Here is a 16952-nt window from a genome sequence, read left to right as displayed (position 1 = left end):
CCGCCGCCGGTCACCGGCCGGGTGCCGGGGCGGACGCGGACGGTGACGCGGACGCGCCGGGCTCCGCGACGAACTCGGGGTGGTCGGCGAGGAACGCGTCCAGTTCGCCGGTCCGCGCGGCCGTCAGCATGGACAGTGACCGCTCGTCCAGCTCCTCGTACGCGACGCCGTCGATCTGGACGGTCCGTACCTCGCCGGCGTTGGTCTTGATCAGCGTGAGGTCGTCGGAGCGCAGATCCTTGAACGTGAACACGTAGTCGGCCAGCGGGATGCCGCCGGTGTCCAGCAGGAACGTGTCGCCGGCGGCGCGGACCAGCGCGTTCAGCCGGCCGAGGTCGGTGAGCGCGCCGCTGGACGTGGCCTCGTCCACGATCGCCTTGATCAGCTGCTGCTGGTGGCGCTGCCGGCCGTAGTCGCCGTCGCTCGGGCTCTTGCGGATGCGGACGTAGTCGAGCGCCTCGGTGGCGCCCATCCGGCGGCAGCCCTCCTCGTGGACCAGCGGCGTGGCGCCCGGCGGGAGCTGCATGCCGTACGCCTCGGAGTACCAGCCCTGAACGAGCTTGCCGTCGGCGTCGACGCCGAGGTGGATCGACTCGGCCCGCTCGTCGACGCACATGTCGACGCCGCCGAGCGCGTGGATGACGCTCTCGAACCCGCCGAAGTCGATGATCGCGGCGCCGTTGAACCGGATGCCGGTGCGCTCGTGCAGCGTGGTGGAGAGCAGCTCCATGCCGCGGGCCCGCTTCTCGACCTCGGTGCCGTCGCCCTGGTAGCCGTAACCGAAGGCGGAATTGATCTTCTCGGTCGAGCCGGTGAAGCCGGTCTTGGCGTAGGCCGGGATGTCCACCCGCCAGTCCCGCGGGATCGAGATCAGGTACGCGCGGTCGTGCGTCCGGGGCACGTGCAGGATGATGATCGTGTCGGAGAGCACGCTGTCGGTCGCGCCGGGCGAGCCCTCTTCGCGCGCGTCCAGGCCGACGAGCAGCAGGTTCACCGGGCCGTCGATGCTGTTGCCGGTCTCGCTGTCCTCCGCGGCGGCCGCGCCGTCGAGCAGCGTGGTCTGCGGGACCGAGCGATCGACCATCCCGCGGGCGACCGCCACCGAGCCGATGCCCAGCACCACCATCACCAGGCCGGCTATCAGCAGGATTCGTGCCCAGCGCGGCACCTCGCGGCCGTTGATCGTCACCGGTACCCCCTCGTGATCGCTCCTCGTCCGGCATACCCGCCGGGCGGTCGACTCACTCCCGCACGTTCCTGTCGGAGGCGCGTGTCAACATTCTGTGGTGGGAGACGAGTCGGCGGAGCTGTCGCTGGACGGGCTGACCCTGACCGCGGACGCGGTCGGTGGCGGCGCGGCGGCGGCGCGCGCGGTCGCCTCCAGGGCCGCGGCCCCGGCCGGCACGCCGGGGCGGTCGCGCGCGCCGAAGCCGAAACCGCCGCGGGAGGCCGCGGAGACGCTGCCGGTGGCGCGGGTCTGCGTGGATGTGCCGCTCCCCCACCTGGACCGCGCGTTCGACTACCTGGTCCCGGCCGAGCTGGGCGAGACCGCGCGGCCGGGCACGCGGGTGCGGGTGCGGTTCGCCGGTCAGCTCGTCGACGGGTGGCTGCTGGAGCGCGTCGCGGAGTCCACGCACGAGGGCAAGCTCGGTTTCATCGACCGGCTGGTCTCCCCGGAGCGGGTGCTCAGCGACGAGGTGTCGCACCTGGTCAGGGCGGTCGCCGAGCGCTACGCGGGGAGTCTGGCCGATGTGCTCCGGCTGGCCGTCCCCGCCCGGCACGCGCGCGCCGAGCAGGAGCCGCCGAGGCACATCGACGACCCGGGGGTACGACCGGAGCCCGCCGCGGCCGGGGACGGCTGGTCCGCGTACCCGCATGGTCCCGGTTTCCTGTCCGCGCTCGGCGAGCGGCGCGCGCCACGGGCCGTGTGGTCCGCGGTGCCCGGTGAGGACTGGCCGCGCCGGATCGCCGAGGCCGCGGCCGTGACCGTCGCCGCCGGTCAGGGCGTGGTCGCGGTGGTGCCGGACGCGCGCGACCTGGACCGGCTGGACGCCGCGCTGACCGGGACGCTGGGCCCCGGCCGGCACGCCACGCTCGCCGCCTCGCTCGGCCCGGCCAAGCGCTACCGGGCGTTCCTGTCCGCGCTGCGCGGCGAGGTCCCGGTGGTGATCGGCACCCGGGCCGCCGCGTTCGCGCCGGTGCACGCGCTCGGCCTGGTGGTGATCTGGGACGACGGCGACGACTCGCACGCGGAGCCGCGCGCGCCCTACCCGCACGCGCGCGAGGTGCTGCTCACCCGCGCGCAGCTGACCGGCGCGGCCGTGCTGGCCGGCGGCTTCACCCGGACGGCGGAGGCGCAGTTGCTGGTCGAGACCGGCTGGGCGCACGAGCTGACCGGCGGCCGGGAGGCGATCCGGGCCCGCGCGCCGCACGTGACGCCGATCGGCGACGACCCGCAGCTCGCCCGCGACCCGGCCGCCGCCACCGCCCGGCTGCCCAGCCTGGCCTGGGAGGCCGCGCGGAGCGCGCTGCGCGCCGGCGCGCCGGTGCTGGTGCAGGTGCCCAGGCGCGGCTACCTGCCGTCCGTGGCGTGCGTGAGCTGCCGCACGCCGGCCCGCTGCGCGCACTGCCAGGGCCCGCTGGAGCTGCGCTCGTCGCACGCGGTGCCGGGCTGCCGCTGGTGCGGCCGGGTGGCGGCGGACTACACCTGCCCGGAGTGCGGCGGCCACCGGCTGCGCGCGTCGATCATCGGCGCCCGCCGCACCGCCGAGGAGTTGGGGCGTGCGTTCCCCGGCACGCCGGTCCGCACGTCCGGCCGCGACGAGGTGCTGCTGCGGGTGCCCGCGGAGCCGGCCGTCGTGGTGTGCACGCCCGGCGCCGAGCCGGTCGCGGACGGCGGCTACGGCGCGGTGCTGCTGCTGGACACGTGGGCGCTGCTCACCCGCGCCGACCTGCGCGCCGCCGAGGAGGCGCTGCGCCGCTGGCTGACCGCGGCCGCGCTGGCCCGCCCGCACCGCGACGGCGGCCGCGTGGTGGTGGTCGCGGACGGTGGCATCCCGGCCGTGCAGGCGCTGCTGCGCTGGGACCCGGCCTGGTACGCGGCCCGCGAGCTGGCCGAGCGCCGCGAGCTCGCGTTCCCGCCCGCGTCCCGGATGGCCAGCCTCACCGGCCCGCCGGACGCGGTCGCCGATCTGCTCGACACCGCCCGCCTGCCGGACGACGCCGAGCTGCTCGGCCCGGTCCCGGCCGCCGACGACCAGGAGCGCATGCTGGTGCGGGTGCGCCGCGGCGCCGCGGTGGCGCTGGCCAGGGCGCTGCACGAGGCCGCCGGTGTCCGCAGCGCCCGCAAGGCCCCGCACCCGGTGCGCGTCCAGATCGACCCGCACGACCTCTTCTGACCGGCCCGCGGCCCGCGGCGGTAAAGACGCGGCGTCCGCAAATGTAAAGTCAATGGGCCCGCAAGTGTAAAGATCCACGGTCGCGCGACGCAAGATTGAGCCGTACGATGAGCGCGTGGCCAGGTCTGATCTGATCCCCAGACGCGCGCAGGCGCTCGTCGACGCCGCCCTCGAGGACACCCGGGTGGTGCTGGTCAACGGCGCCCGCCAGTCCGGCAAGAGCACGCTGGTCACCGTCGTCGCCGGCGCCCGTGCCTCGCAGCGGCGCGACCTCGATCTGCCGCAGGACCGGGAGGCCGCACTGGCGGACCCGGTCGGTTTCGTGGAGTTCGAGGGTCTGATGGTGATCGACGAGATTCAGCGCGCCCCGGACCTGATGCTTGCGATCAAGGCGGCGGTCGACGCGGACCCGCGGCCGGGCAGCTTCCTGCTCAGCGGCTCCTCCCGGCTGCTCGCGCTGCGCGGACTGCCGGACGCGCTGCCCGGGCGGATGGAGACGGTCGAGCTGTGGCCGTTCTCGCAGGGCGAGATCGACGGCACGCCCGACCGGTTCGTCGACGCGATCTTCGCGCTCGGCCCGGCGCTCCGGCACGACTCCGCGATCGGCCGCGCGGACTACGCGGCCCGGATCGTGCGCGGCGGGATGCCGGAGGCGGTCGCCCGGGCCGACGCCCGGCGGCGCGGGCGGTTCCTCGACAGCTACGTGCAGGCACTGATCGACCGCGACGTACGGCAGCTCGCCGACATCGAGCGGGTGCCGCAGCTGCGCCGCCTGATCGGGCTGCTCGCGGCGCGGTCCGCGACCATCGTGCGCGGCCTGGAGAACGATCTGGAGCTGAGCCGGCCGACGATCGCCCGATATCTCCAGCTGCTCGACGAGATCTTTCTGATCAAGCAGATCCCGGGCTGGTCGCGGAACCTCGGCACCCGCGCCACCCAGGCGCCGAAGATGGTCTTCGTCGACTCCGGGATCGCGGCCCAGCAGCTCGCGATGGACGCGCACGCGCTGCTGCGGCCGGGCGCGCCGTTCGGGCCGCTGCTGGAGGGATTCGTCCTGTCCGAGTTGGCCCGGCAGCTGACCTGGTCCGACCAGCTCGCGGAGCTGTCCCACTACCGCGACCGGGACCGGGTGGAGGTCGACGCCGTGCTGGAGAACCGGCGCGGACAGGTGGTCGGCATCGAGGTGAAGGCCGCCTCGACGGTCCGGTCCGACGACTTCCGCGGGCTACGGCGCCTCGAGGACCGGCTCGGTGACGACTTCGTGGCCGGGGTGGTGCTCTACACCGGAACGACGACGCTGCCGTTCGGCGAGCGGCTGCGTGCGATGCCGGTCAGCGCGCTGTGGCAGGTGGCGGCGCCGGAGGCCTGAGCGGGCGGAACGGACATCGATGGGCGTGTCACTCTACGATGTCGTTCGGCCGTATTCGTAAGCAGGGAGTGGCATGACGACGGAGAGCCAGGAAAGTCCGGTACGGCACTTCTGCGGGCAGCTCGACGCCTTTGTCCGGGCGTCCGGGCAGACCCGGTCGTACGTGGTGAGCCGGCATCCGATGAGCGACTCGCAGGTGTACGCGGTGCTGGCCGGCACCGTGAAGACGCCGCCGTCGTTCGATCGCATGGTGGTGCCGGTCGTCGAGATCTGCGGTGGGGACGCGGCCGCGGTGGCGCAGTGGCGCACCCGGCACGACACCATGGTCCGCGTCTACGAGCTCCAGAAGTCCCTGCGCCGCAAGGCCCCGGCCGGTCCGGACACGGACTCCGGCGCCGCCGAGGCTCCGGTCTCCGCCGCTCCGGTCTCCGCCGCTCCGGTCTCCGGGGCTCCTGATCCGGCCGGGTCCGAGGGGCCGCCGGCCGGGTTCGACGTGCCGCCCGGCTACAACCGCTTCCGGCCGGCCGGGCCTCAGCCGGCCCGGCGCCGCCGCTGGCCGCTGCTGGCCGCCGCGGTCGTGGCGGTGCTGAGCGTGACCGCGGGCGGCCTGGCCTGGGCGCTGACCGGCGGACCGGGCCCGGGCCAGGACGCGGGCGGGCCGATCGCGACCGGGCTGCCGCGGCAGGACGCCGTCCCGGCCACGGCCGCCGCGTCCCCGTGCCGGGCGACGCCGCCCGCCGCCGGCGGCGACCTGCTGGAGCTGCCGCTGCCCGACGGCCAGAGCCGCACGTCGCAGGCGTGGTGGGCGGACAAGCCGGACGAGGTGACGTTCGAGCGCTTCGACACCCACCGCTGGGCGGCGGTCGCGCAGGCGAGCGCCGGGCGGGAGCCGTGGTACCTGCTCGTCATCCGCGGTTGCCTGCCGGTGACGACGGGCCACCGCTACCGGCTGACGTTCACCGCGTCGGCGAACCTCGACACCACGCTGGGCGTGCGGGTGCAGCACAACGAGGAGCCGTACAAGGCGTCGCTGCACAAGGAGTTCACCGTGGGCGCGCAGCCGAGCACGTACACCTACGAGTTCCTCGGCACGCACACCAGCGCCACCAGCGAGCTGACGTTCCAGCTGGGTGGGAACCCGGCCATGCGCGTCGAGATGACCGACGTGACGCTGACCGACCTGGGGGCGTGAACCGCTCCGGAATCCTCCGGAACCGGCACCGTCCGGACCCGCCCTGACCTGCCGAGAAGTCGCGATTCCTCCGATCTGCTGCGGAATCGCTGACCGCGCACCGGACCGGTTGATGGACTACACCCGGACGCCGGCGGCACCGCTGCCGGCGCCCTGGAGAGTGCGAGGCAGGACGGTTCCGCGGCGAAAACGGGGGTCGCGGACCCGTCCCCGTCACCGCTCAACGGGGATCGACCGGCCGTGGATGCGCCGGCGCGCGACCGGTAGACATGGGGGCGACGCCGAGCAGAGGAGCACCGCGTGGCGATCGACCGGGCCGGGCTGGCCGAGTTCCTCCGGCGCCGCCGGGCGTCGCTGCGGCCGGAGGACGTCGGCCTGCCGGGCGGGCAGCGCCGCCGGACCGGCGGACTGCGCCGGGAGGAGGTCGCCGTGCTCTGCCACCTGTCGGCCGACTACTACGCGCGGCTCGAACGCGAACGCGGGCCGCACCCGTCACCGCAGCTCATCGCCGCGATCGCGCAGGGACTGCGCCTGTCGCCGGACGAGCGCGACCACCTGTTCCGGCTCGCCGGGCACAGCCCGCCGGCCCGGGGCGCCTCCGGCGACCACCTCGGACCCGGGCTGCTGCGGATTCTGGACCGGCTCGACGACACACCCGCGGAGATCGTCACCGAGCTCGGGGAGACGCTGCGGCGCAACGCGCTCGGCGTCGCGCTGCTCGGCGAGACGACCGGCTACACCGGCCCGGCGCGCAGCTTCCCGTACCGGTGGTTCACCGATCCCGACGCCCGGCAGCGGTACGCACCGGAGGACCACGCCTTCATCTCCCGGCTGTTCGCCTCCCGCGCCCGCGAGCTGGCCACCCGGCGCGGGCCGGGCTCGCGGCCCGCGTGGCTGGCCGAGGAACTGCTCGCGCGCAGCGAGGAGTTCCGGGCGCTGTGGCACGACCACCGGGTCGGCGTCCGCCGCCACACGGTCAAGCGCCTGGTCCACCCGGAGCTGGGCCGGCTGGAGGTCGACTGCCAGACGCTGATCGACGCCGACCAGTCGCACTCGCTGCTGGTCTACACCGCCGTGCCGGGCAGCGAGAGCCACCGGAAGCTCCGGCGGCTGGCGGCCGATCGCTGATCACCGGCTCGGCGGGAAACCTGCCGATAACGGTGCCGGAATATCGTCGGGGCATGTCGGCTCCCCGCCATCGGTCGGTGCTGGTCTCGCGGCTGGCGGGGCGGCTGCGGGCCGGTGCCCAGCCGGCGGTGCTGGACGAGTTGCGCGCCTGCATCCTGGACGGCGAGACGCCGCCGGGCACGCCGATCCCGGTGGACGCGGTGGCGGCGGCGTTCGGGGTGAGCCGCATCCCGGTGCGCGAGGCGCTGATGACGCTGATCGGTGAGGGGCTGGTCGACCATCGTCCGCACGCCGGGTACCGGGTGGCGATGATGACCGCGCAGGAGTTCGCGGAGATCTACCTGGTCCGGGAGGCGCTGGAGACGGCCGCGCTGCGGGTGGCGGTCGAGCGCGCGGGCGCCGCGGACGTGGAACGGGCCCGGGTCGCGCACGCGGCGCTGGAACGGGCGGTCCACGAGGGCGACGGGCGCGCGCACCACCGGGAGAGCCGGCGCTTCCACCTGGCGCTGATCGAGCCGTGCCGGATGCGGCGGCTGCTGACCATGCTCGGCACGGCGTGGAACATGACCGAGCCGCTGCAGCCGATGTCGCACCTGGACGCGGCGGAGCGCGCGCTGTTGCACGCCGATCACGCGGGCATGCTGGCGGCGTTCACGGCGCACGACGCTGACCGACTGATCAGCGTGTGCGCCGATCATCACCGGCGACTACAGGCGTTCATCACACGGCTGCCCCAGCACACCGGACTGTTCGCGGAGCCCGGTTAGCGTTTCCTCGGCCTGCCGGGCGGAAGCTGGGTGGCCGGTCGCCCGCCGGCGCCCCCGCGGCGCGCGGGTGAGCGGCCATAGCGGCGCGCGGAGCGGTAGATCACGAAGCGGCAGAACTCCCGCAGCTCGGGCAGGGGCGCGTCGGACGCGTCCTCGGCCGGATCGGCGACCAGGAGCTCGGCGACGTCCGCCGGGGACAGCAGGTCGAGCGCGGCCGTGACCTGGCGAAGGCCGGCCAGCTCGACACCGCAGGACCCGCAGTCGTCGAGGTGGAACCGGACGTACTCGTCCTCCGCCTCGGTCAGCCGGCCGAGCACGTGCAGACCGAGCAGGGACCGGGCATCGTCGTCAACGCAGCGGTCGTCGGTCATCGCGGCGCCCGTCGTGGAACCCGGCGTCCCTTGGTGCCCATAGCGTTCAGCCTTTGCTCGTAACTAGCGGTCGCCGTTTTAACGGCGGATACGAGCCTTCAGTTCGACGTTTCGGTGAAAGTAATCCCCCTTCCACCTACTCGGACACGCGCAGCCTCCATTCGGACCGAGACGGACGCGAACGGGCGAAGTCGGAAAGCCGGGCTAAAAGACCCGGAGCTCCAGGATCGAGTAGCCGTACTGGCCGTTGCGGGCGGTGCCCCAGACCCGCACGTACCGTGCGGCCGCGCCACCCGCCTGGACGATCGCCTCCCCGCCGGTACCCGAACTGGTGGTGTAGACGGTCTTCCACGCCAGCCCGTCGGTGGAGAGATCCACCCGGTACGCGGTGGCGTAGGCGTGCTCCCAGAAGATGTCGACGGTGGTGACCGCCCACGTCTGCCCCAGATCCACCTGAATCCACTGTGGATCGGCGAATCCGCTGCTCCACCGCGAACTCATGTCGCCGTCGACGGCCGCGCCGGCCGGCCAGCGGTCATCCTCCAGGCTGGACGCCACCGCCGGGCGGCCCAGCGCCAGGTTCGCGCCGCCGGAGTTCACCTTGCCGGCGGCCGGCGGCGACGCCTTCGGCGCGCCGGACGTGGCCGGCGCGGGCGCGACCGGCGCCGCCGCGCTGGCACCGCCCGACGCGGACGGCGCGGGCGAGCCCGTGGACGACGGCGAGACGGACGGCGACGGCGAGCCGCTCGGCGTCACGGCCGTGGTGGCCGGCGACGGCGGCCCGAGCGTGATCACGGTGCCGGTCTCCGGCACGAGCGTCGCCTGCGGCGCGGTCGACGCGTCGTCGCCCGGGACGCGGCTGCCCAGCACGGCCGCGGCCACCGCGATCACGCCCACCAGCACGAGCGGCACGAGCCACGGACGAAACCGTTCCCCGGTACGCCGCGCCGGCGGCGCCGGCGGCACGGCGTTCGGCAGCGACCGGGTGGCGTCCTCCTCTTCAAGATCCGAATACAGCGGTACGGACCCGGGCGCGGCGAACGTGGGCCCCCCGGACACCGGCGCCCCGGCGGCGGACGCACCGCCCGCCGCCGCGAAGGTCGGCGGATGGTTCTGCGCCGTGGCCCGCTGCGACTCGGCCGCCTGGACCGGCACCACCGGCGCACGGTCCGGGCCCGGCCGCCCGGCCGCCTCGTCCGGCGCCTGGCCGGCGGCGGCCTGCTCCGGCGATCTCTGCCGCCGCGGCGTGGGCGGCGTCTGCCCGGCCGGCGCGGGCGGTGTCTGCGCGCCCGGCGCGGGCGGTGTCTGCGCGCCCGGCGCGGGCGGTGTCTGCCCGGCCGGCGCGGGCGACGCCTGGTGAGGCGGCGCGGGTGGCATCTGGCCGGCCGGCGCCGGTGGCGCCTGGCGCGGCGGCGTCTGCCGCGGTGGGGTGGGCGGCGGCTGCCGGACGGGCGCCGGCTGTGGTGCGGCCGGCGGAACCGGGCCGTCGGCCGGGTCGGCCGCCGGGCCGACGTAGGGCGGGAGGCCGCTCAGCGCGACGGCGCGCTGCACCGGTGGGCGTCCGGTGGGATGCCCGCCGCTGTCCGACGAACGCAGCCGCTGACCGCCGCTGGCCCCGGGCCCGCGCCGATGACCGCCGCTGTCCGCCGGCCCACGACGATGGCCGCCACTGTCGGCCGGCCCGGTCGCGCCTTGCCCGCCCTGCGCGGGCCTGTCGTCCGCTCCACGGCCCTGGGCGCCCCGGTCGGCGCCCTGGCCCCCGGTTCCCCCGGACCGTCCGGTACCGCGCATCTGAGCGGCCCTCTCGCCCGTCTCCGCGTCACCCGCCCCGGACGCCTCGGCGCCACGCGCCTGAGCCACCCGCCGATCGGCACCCGCCGGCCCGGACCGCGCCGGCACTCGCGGCTGACCGGTCTTCTCGGCCTCGGCGGCCGGCACCGGAGACCCCGCCGGCCCGGTCATACCACCGGAAGCCGGTGTGGTGCGCTCCCCGGCCGCACCGCTGCGGCCCGACGCCGCAGCAGCCCGATCCCCGGCCGAACCGGCACCGCCCGAAGCCGGGACAACCCGCTCCCCAGCCGAACCGGTGCGGCCCGAAGCCGGGACAACCCGCTCCCCAGCCGAACCGGTGCGGCCCGAAGCCGGGACAACCCGCTCCCCAGCCGAACCGGTGCGGCCCGAAGCCGGGACAACGCGGTCCCCAGCCGAACCGGTGCGGCTCGAAGGCGCCGCACCGCCGCCCGCAGGCGAACCGGCACCGCCCGAAGCCGAGACGACGCGATCCCCGGCCGAACCGGCACCGCCCGAAGCCGGGACAACGCGGTCCCCAGCCGAACCGGTGCGGCCCGAAGCCGGGACAACGCGATCCCCAGCCGAACCGGTGCGGCTCGAAGGCGCCGCAACGCCGCCCGCAGCCGAACCAGCACCGCCCGGAGCCGGGACAACCCGATCCGCAGCCGAACCGGTGCGGCCCGAAGGCGCCGCACCGCCGCCCGCAGGCGAACCGGCGCCGCCCGAAGCCGGGACGACGCGGTCCTCGGCCGGGCCGGGGTGAGCCGGTGCCGGGCGGTCCGCCGCCTCGGCGGCGCGGTTCGCGGGCGTGGTGGTGGTGGGGGCGCCGGGGGCCTGGTCCGCCGGGGTGGCCGGTGGGACCGGGGTCGGGGCCGTGGGGGTGTGGCCGCTCTCCGGGGTCGGATCGCGGTCGGACTTCGCCATGGTGGTGCCTCTCCTGCCCGGTGACGCGGTGGTGCCCGTACCGGTTGGGTCGCTCATGGTTGGGGGGTCCGGGGTCGCACGGCGCACCAGCCGGAGGCGCGGGCGGCCGGTGACGCGTCGGGGACCAGGCGGGCGCGGGCGCCGACCGGCGCGCCGAGGTAGTTGGCCAGCAGCCGGAGCAGCGGCTCCGCCACCTCGCCCGCCTCCAGCCAGATCACGTCGCGCTCGCCGACCCAGCCAGGCCGCCGCTCCGCCACGGTCAGGGCCAGTTCCCACGCGGTGACCGGCTGGCCGCCGAGCCGGAACGGCCGTCGCCAGTCGGGGCCGCGCTGCACCACCACGGTACGGGCGCCGGGCGGCCGGGCCGGCGCGGCCGGGGGCGACGGGGCCAGCGAGAGCAGCGGTTCCTCGTCGGCGGGGTGCGCCGGGGCGCGGTGCGGCACGGCGCGCGGCGGCGTGAGCGCGGCGTCCAAGTCGTCGTCGGAGAACGGGAAGCCGGTCTCCAGCTTGACGCCGGGCCGGTCCTCGCGGCCGATCCGGCGGGGCGTGCTGGCCCACCAGCCGTCCGCGCGGCGGCCGATCGTGACGGCCTGGAGCTGGTCGGCGAGGTGCTGCTCGACCTCCGGCGCGACCGGCGCGGACGCGACCAGCAGCACCGGCCGTGGGTCGGGGTCGCGGTGCGTGGCGATGATGTCGCCGAGCTGGCCCGGCTCGACCTCGCCGGCGTCGGTGCGCACCATGCCGGTCGGGCCGTCCACGGTGAGCAGCACCGCGAACAGCCGGTCGTCGCGCCGCCACCAGCGCGGCGGGGTGGAGCGCTGCGCGGCCAGCACCAGCTCGGGGCGGTCCTCGGAGTCCGGCTCGACCAGGTGGTTGAGCTCCTCCGGGACGAACTCGACACGGGCGCGCACGTCGTCGGTGAGCCGGTTGAGCAGCGCGTGCAGCACCGGCAGGACGTCGTCGGGCAGCGGCAGTCCGGGCAGGCCGACCGCGATGACCAGCCGGTCCGGCTGCCACTCGCGGCGGCGGACCTCGCTGACGTGCTGGCCGGCGAACGGCGGGCGTACCCAGAGGCCGAACTGGGTCGGCTCGACCACCCAGCGCTCGTTCACCCGGTACGCGTCCGGGCCGGCCGGGCGCAGGTCGGCGAGCAGGTCCAGACGGCCGGCCGGGGCCGGTGGCACGCCGGGCACGCAGCGCAGCCGGGACACCGGGGGCGTCCACCAGCTACCGCCGTCCGGGTCGACCGCGACGGAGACCAGCCGGTACTCGTCGTCCAGTGTGGGCAGTCCGGTGGCGATCTCGACCGGGCGGTCCCAGCGCTCCGCGATGATCTCGGCGATCCGCAGCGCCTCCGTGGCCGTACCGCCGTAGGGGGCCAGGACCATGGACGGGTCGAGCGCCTCGATCACGGACAGGCAGGCGTCGACGCCGGGCGGTGGCGTGCCGGGGCGGCCGATCACGACCGTGACCCGCTCCATGTCCATCGGGACCGCGAGCACCAGGTCGTCCAGGTCGGGGTCGGGCATGCCGGGGACGTCGGCGAACAGCCAGATGCCGGCCGGGATCGCGTACGCCCGGATGCCGGGGGTGGCGTGCCGGACCAGCATGTCGGCCTCGGCCTCCCAGGCCGGGCGCGGGTGCCGTCGGCCGCCCTGCCGGACCTGGCCGTCCGCGGTGAACCAGCGCCACTCGTCGACCGCGAACATGCCGCCGCCCGGGACCAGCAGCAGTTGCCCGTTCGGCGCGTAGACGTCCGCCTGCAGCTGGGCGGCGAGGTCCGCGGCCGGCGCGCCCTTCGCCGTGCTCATGCCGGCGCCGGAGACGGCCAGCCGGGCCGCGGCGCCGGGCGGCACCGCGATCGGCAGCACCTCGGTGATCAGCGCCCAGTCGGCGGGGCCGGCGAGCTGGCCGACGACGGTGACCACGCCGGGCTCGGCCGGCAGCAGGCTCGCCATCGAGGTGATCGCGCCGCCGGGGTCGGGGCCGACCACCGCGAGGTGTTCGCCGACCCAGTTGAGCGCGCTCGCGGTGCCACGGCGCGGCGCGGTGGGGAAGAGATGCCCGGGCAGCGTCATCGCCGCGGCACCACCAGCACGAGACCCATCGTTCTTGGACCTCTCAGTTCCACCCTGCACCTCACGCCGGAATCACCACATACTCGACTCGGCGAAATCAATTGTCAATGAGAGGACAGTTCGCTCATCAACGTTACCGGTCAGTACCGCTGAGCTGCGCGGCTCCTTACGACTCCATCTCGCGCAGCACCTGCCGCAGCGCGCGCAGAGCATAGTGGGCACGCGATTTGACGGTGCCCTCCGGGACCCCCAGCCGGCTCGCGATGTCGGCCGCCTGGTTCTCCGTGAAGTACAGCTCGACCAGGACTGTACGGTGCCGGGGGCTCAGCCGCCGCAGTGCCTCGCGGACCACGCCGGCGGTCAGCACGCGCTCCATGGCGTCGCCGGACGCGGGCACCTGGGTGAGGTCCGGCGGGCTCACCTCGGCGGGCCGGGTGCGCCGCGCGCGGCCCGCGTCGATGACCAGGTTGCGGGCCACCGTGAACAGCCAGGCGCGCACGCCGGACGGGTCCCGGGACAGCACCGCGCGGTGCCGCCAGGCGCGCAGCAGCGTCTCCTGCAGCAGGTCCTCCGCGGTCGCGCGGTCGCCGAGCGTCAGGCCGGTGAGGTATCGATACACCGCCGGGCCGTGATCGGCATGCAGCGATCTCAGCCATGCGTCACCATCGATCGGCGACTGCTCCCGTACGTTCACGACGCCTACCGTGCCATGCCCGCCCGGGACGCCTCTCAGGGGCCCCATGACTCGCGGGTAACCTGTGTCAGCGGTCAGTCAGGTCCGCGGCGGTGAGCAGGCGCAGGTCCTCGTCGGTGAGCATGCCGGTGGCCATGGCGAGCCGGGTCGCCTGCCGGTCGGCCAGCCGCTCGAAGACCTTCCGGGCGGTACGGCCGTTGCCGAACGTACCGTCCTTGGGCATGACCTCGAAGTAGTCGTGCAGGGCCGCGCGGAGCTCCTCGTCCAGCACGTAATCGTGCTTGACCGCCTGGTTCTCCACAATGGTCACCAGCTCGGGCGCGCTGTAACTCTCGAACTCGATGGTCCGGCTGAACCGGGACTCCAGACCGGGGTTGGTCTCCATGAACTGCTTCATGTCCTTGGTGTACCCCGCGGCGATCACCACGACGTCGTCGCGGTGGTCCTCCATCAGCTTGACCAGCGTGTCGATGGCCTCCTTGCCGAAGTCCGGCCCGGTGCCCCGGCCGGAACTGCTCAGCGTGTAGGCCTCGTCGATGAAGAGCACGCCGCCGAGCGCCCGGTTGAACGCCTCGGTGGTCTTGATCGCGGTGCCACCGATGATGGACGCCACCAGGTCCGCGCGCGCAACCTCGACCAGGTGCCCGGAGCGCAGCACGCGCAGCTCCGCCAGAATCGTGCCGTACAGCCGGGCGACCGTGGTCTTACCGGTGCCGGGCGGGCCGGCGAACACCAGGTGACGCGCCATCGGCGGCGCGGAGAGCCCGGCCTCCTTGCGGCGCTGGGACATCTTGTTCAGGTTGACCAGGGAGGACACCTCGGCCTTGACGCCCGCGAGGCCGACCAGGCCGAGCAGTTCCTGCAGCGGGTCGCCGGCGCGCGCGGCCGGCGCGCGCTCCTCCGTGGCCGTCGTGGCGGCGCCGCCCTCACCGGCCGTGACCGCCAGGGTCTCCACGTCCGGCTCACCGTTGCGGTTGCTGGTCAGGCCCTCGACGATGACCGTGTCCGCGGACGCGACCACCCGGCGCAGGCCCGCACCGCGGTTGTCCCGCACGGTCACGTCCAGCAGCCGGACGATCTCGTTGCTCTCCACGGAGACGCCGTCGCCCGCGTTGCCGGTGAACTCGCTGTCGTTGATGGTGCCGGCGGACCGGGCGGTGAACACCGCGCCGGACGCCTTGCCGTCACGCACCCGGCAGCGGGACAGCGACAGCTCCGCGCCGTCGCCCGCCTCCACGCCGTGCCCGCCGGTGCCGGCGAAGTCGCCCTCCGCGCAGGTCAGCGCCGCGTCCAGCACCTTCAGCCCGGGGCCGCCGCTGGCGCGCAGGCTCAGCCCGCTGATCGAGGTGCGGGCGCCGCCGGAGGCGGAGACGCCGGTGCCGCCGCACCGGTCGATCGTCACGTTCTCGAAGCTGCCGCGCGCGTCGCCGGTCGCCTGGATGCCCGTACCGCTGATGTCGACGATCTGGACCTGGCGCAGGTATGGGTCGGCGCCGCCCTCCAGGTGCACGCCGTCCTTGCCGCCCTCGATCTCCAGGCGGGTGAACTCCGGGTTGGAGCGCTCGTCCAGGCTGACCGCGGCCTCGCTCGCGTTCTGCACGGTGCAGCGCTCCAGCACGCCCGCGGACTGGCCGATGAACCGCATGCCGTGCCGGCCGGACCGGGAGACGGTCAGCCGGGTCAGCCGGGGCGCGCAGCGGTTGCCGACGAAGACGCCGTCGTGGCCGGAGCCGCTGATCCGGCTGTCCTCCATGGACACGCTGCCGGTGGTGGCCAGGTAGGCGCCGATGCCGCGGCCGTCGCGAATGGACAGCCGGCGCACCGCGGCGCCGGCCTGCTGCTCCACCGCGAGCGCGGGCTTCACCGCGCCGATGATCTCGCAGTCCTCGATGTCGATCGTGCCCTGCCCGTTCAGGCAGACGCCGTTGCCCTGCACCTGGCTGACCGTGCTGGCGCGCAGCCGGAGCACGCCGCTCTCGCCGACCACCACGCCGGACGTGCCGAGCTGGTCGAGCGTGCAGTCGTCGAGCACGCTGCCGGCGGACGCGGTGACCACCACGCCGGCGCCGACCGTGTTGCCCACCCGGCTGCTGCGCATCTGGAGCGAGGCGCGGCCGAGCACGAAGATGGTGGCCCAGGCGCCGGAGGACACGTCGCACTCGGTCATCGCCAGCTGGCCCTGCTCGAACACGACCGCGGGGCTCTGCGGGTCGGCGGCCTCGATGGTCAGCCCGTTCAGCGCGGCGGACTCCGCGGTCAGCACCACGGCCGGCCCGCTCGGCGCGGTGACCTTGACCGAGCCGGGGCCGTCCTCGGCCGCGATCGTGACCACGCGATCGAGCAGCAGGTTCTCCTGGTAGTGACCGGCCTGCACCACGATCAGCGAGCCCGGGGAGGACGCCTCGATCGCCTGCCGGATCGAGCGGTAGCCACCACCCGACTGCGAAACGACGATCTTCCTACTGCTCACGCCGGCTGACACCTCCGTAACCCGTCTCGGCACGCCGTACCCGGGCCCGATACCGGATTTTCGCCCGGTCAGTCATATCACCCGGCGCGCGGCAGCGTCGACGCGGGCCGCGCGGACCCGGCTAATTCAGGGGGACATCCCCCGCCGGGCCGGACGACGCCGTGGAGAACGGCATGGACCACTGCGGCAGGTTCGGCGGCGGAGGCGGCGGCGGAGTGACCTGCGCGGGCTCCGGCGTCTCCGGGTTCTCCGGGGTCTCCGGCTCCTCCGGCTCGTCCACCGGCTCCGGCTCGTCGGTCACCCGCATGGCCAGGAAGATGTCGCCGGCCAGTGCGACGCTGCGCAGGTACGAGTCGTCGTCCTCGGTGTCCAGCCAGACGATCCGGCCGTCCTCCTCGCGCGGGCGCGGCAGCTCGGTGTGCGGCGCGTAGTGCGCGGCGACCAGGACCAGCGGCACCGGCCCGGACCACGCCTCGATCGCCGGCGGCCGGGTGCGCTCGGTGGTCAGCAGGCGCCACCGCTCCGGGTCCGATTCGTCCAGGCCGAACGCCACGTTGATCCGCTGCTGCAGCCGGTGCACCGACTCCTCCGCGTGGCTGAGGCGCAGCGCGGGGTGCAGCTCCTCCGGCAGGTCCAGGTAGCCGGGGATCAGGTGGTCGAGCAGCTCGGCCGGATCGTCCGACATGACCCGCTTACGGCCCTGCTCGTAGACCATCTGGTAGCGGTACTCGTACTCCGCGTCCGTCATCTCGCCCGTCGCCCTTCTGTGC

Annotated in this window: 12 protein-coding genes; 5 read left to right on the top strand and 7 right to left on the bottom strand. The window is 74.9% G+C overall.

Features of this window, described 5'->3' with window-relative positions:
* Positions 1 to 10: 10 nt before the first annotated feature.
* Positions 11 to 1189 carry an LCP family protein gene (locus J2S41_RS05360; RefSeq protein ID WP_310363774.1) on the bottom strand — a complete coding sequence of 393 codons (1179 nt, stop codon included), beginning with the start codon at positions 1187 to 1189 and terminating at the stop codon, positions 11 to 13.
* 97 nt (positions 1190 to 1286) lie between these two features.
* Between J2S41_RS05360 and J2S41_RS05355 the strand changes: the two genes are divergently transcribed.
* From J2S41_RS05355 to J2S41_RS05335, 5 genes are all read left to right on the top strand, one after another.
* Positions 1287 to 3398 (top strand): primosomal protein N', encoded by a 2112-nt coding sequence (locus tag J2S41_RS05355; protein ID WP_310363771.1) that lies wholly within the window; start codon positions 1287 to 1289, stop codon positions 3396 to 3398.
* A gap of 115 nt (positions 3399 to 3513) precedes the next feature.
* Positions 3514 to 4767 (top strand): ATP-binding protein, encoded by a 1254-nt coding sequence (locus J2S41_RS05350; RefSeq protein ID WP_310363768.1) that lies wholly within the window; start codon positions 3514 to 3516, stop codon positions 4765 to 4767.
* A 73-nt stretch (positions 4768 to 4840) separates the two neighbouring features.
* The gene (locus tag J2S41_RS05345) at positions 4841 to 5959 is read left to right on the top strand and encodes a carbohydrate binding domain-containing protein (protein WP_310363767.1); all 1119 of its coding nucleotides are present in this window, start codon (positions 4841 to 4843) and stop codon (positions 5957 to 5959) included.
* A gap of 306 nt (positions 5960 to 6265) precedes the next feature.
* Positions 6266 to 7087 (top strand): helix-turn-helix transcriptional regulator, encoded by an 822-nt coding sequence (locus J2S41_RS05340; RefSeq protein ID WP_310376296.1) that lies wholly within the window; start codon positions 6266 to 6268, stop codon positions 7085 to 7087.
* A gap of 53 nt (positions 7088 to 7140) precedes the next feature.
* Positions 7141 to 7854 (top strand): GntR family transcriptional regulator, encoded by a 714-nt coding sequence (locus tag J2S41_RS05335; RefSeq protein ID WP_310363764.1) that lies wholly within the window; start codon positions 7141 to 7143, stop codon positions 7852 to 7854.
* On the opposite strand, the gene J2S41_RS05330 is transcribed toward J2S41_RS05335, so the two are convergent.
* From J2S41_RS05330 to J2S41_RS05305, 6 genes are all read right to left on the bottom strand, one after another.
* Entirely contained in the window at positions 7851 to 8225 is a 375-nt protein-coding gene (locus tag J2S41_RS05330) for a zf-HC2 domain-containing protein (RefSeq protein WP_310363761.1), read from the bottom strand. The genes J2S41_RS05335 and J2S41_RS05330 overlap by 4 nt on opposite strands.
* 204 nt (positions 8226 to 8429) lie before the next feature.
* Positions 8430 to 9776 carry a discoidin domain-containing protein gene (locus J2S41_RS05325; RefSeq protein WP_310363759.1) on the bottom strand — a complete coding sequence of 449 codons (1347 nt, stop codon included), beginning with the start codon at positions 9774 to 9776 and terminating at the stop codon, positions 8430 to 8432.
* 1217 nt (positions 9777 to 10993) lie between these two features.
* The gene (locus tag J2S41_RS05320; protein WP_310363757.1) at positions 10994 to 13018 is read right to left on the bottom strand and encodes a hypothetical protein; all 2025 of its coding nucleotides are present in this window, start codon (positions 13016 to 13018) and stop codon (positions 10994 to 10996) included.
* A 166-nt stretch (positions 13019 to 13184) separates the two neighbouring features.
* Complete coding sequence (locus J2S41_RS05315; RefSeq protein ID WP_310363754.1) at positions 13185 to 13712, bottom strand: sigma-70 family RNA polymerase sigma factor; 528 nt, start codon at positions 13710 to 13712, stop codon at positions 13185 to 13187.
* Positions 13713 to 13779: 67 nt separating this feature from the next.
* Positions 13780 to 16182 carry a right-handed parallel beta-helix repeat-containing protein gene (locus tag J2S41_RS05310; protein ID WP_310363752.1) on the bottom strand — a complete coding sequence of 801 codons (2403 nt, stop codon included), beginning with the start codon at positions 16180 to 16182 and terminating at the stop codon, positions 13780 to 13782.
* A 121-nt stretch (positions 16183 to 16303) separates the two neighbouring features.
* Positions 16304 to 16930: a hypothetical protein gene (locus J2S41_RS05305; protein ID WP_310363749.1), complete on the bottom strand. Its 627-nt coding sequence runs from the start codon at positions 16928 to 16930 to the stop codon at positions 16304 to 16306.
* Positions 16931 to 16952: the final 22 nt, after the last annotated feature.

Source organism: Catenuloplanes atrovinosus (genome assembly GCF_031458235.1).
Lineage (GTDB): Bacteria > Actinomycetota > Actinomycetes > Mycobacteriales > Micromonosporaceae > Catenuloplanes > Catenuloplanes atrovinosus.
The sequence above is the reverse complement of the archived record's forward strand: the minus strand, read 5'-3'. Positions and strand labels throughout refer to the sequence as shown.

Coding starts and splice junctions, on each gene's coding strand:
- J2S41_RS05345 (WP_310363767.1), top strand. CDS start 4,841: ATGACGACGGAGAGCCAGGAAAGTCCGGTACGGCACTTCTGCGGGCAG.
- J2S41_RS05335 (WP_310363764.1), top strand. CDS start 7,141: ATGTCGGCTCCCCGCCATCGGTCGGTGCTGGTCTCGCGGCTGGCGGGG.
- J2S41_RS05330 (WP_310363761.1), bottom strand. CDS start 8,225: ATGACCGACGACCGCTGCGTTGACGACGATGCCCGGTCCCTGCTCGGT.
- J2S41_RS05320 (WP_310363757.1), bottom strand. CDS start 13,018: ATGACGCTGCCCGGGCATCTCTTCCCCACCGCGCCGCGCCGTGGCACC.
- J2S41_RS05305 (WP_310363749.1), bottom strand. CDS start 16,930: ATGACGGACGCGGAGTACGAGTACCGCTACCAGATGGTCTACGAGCAG.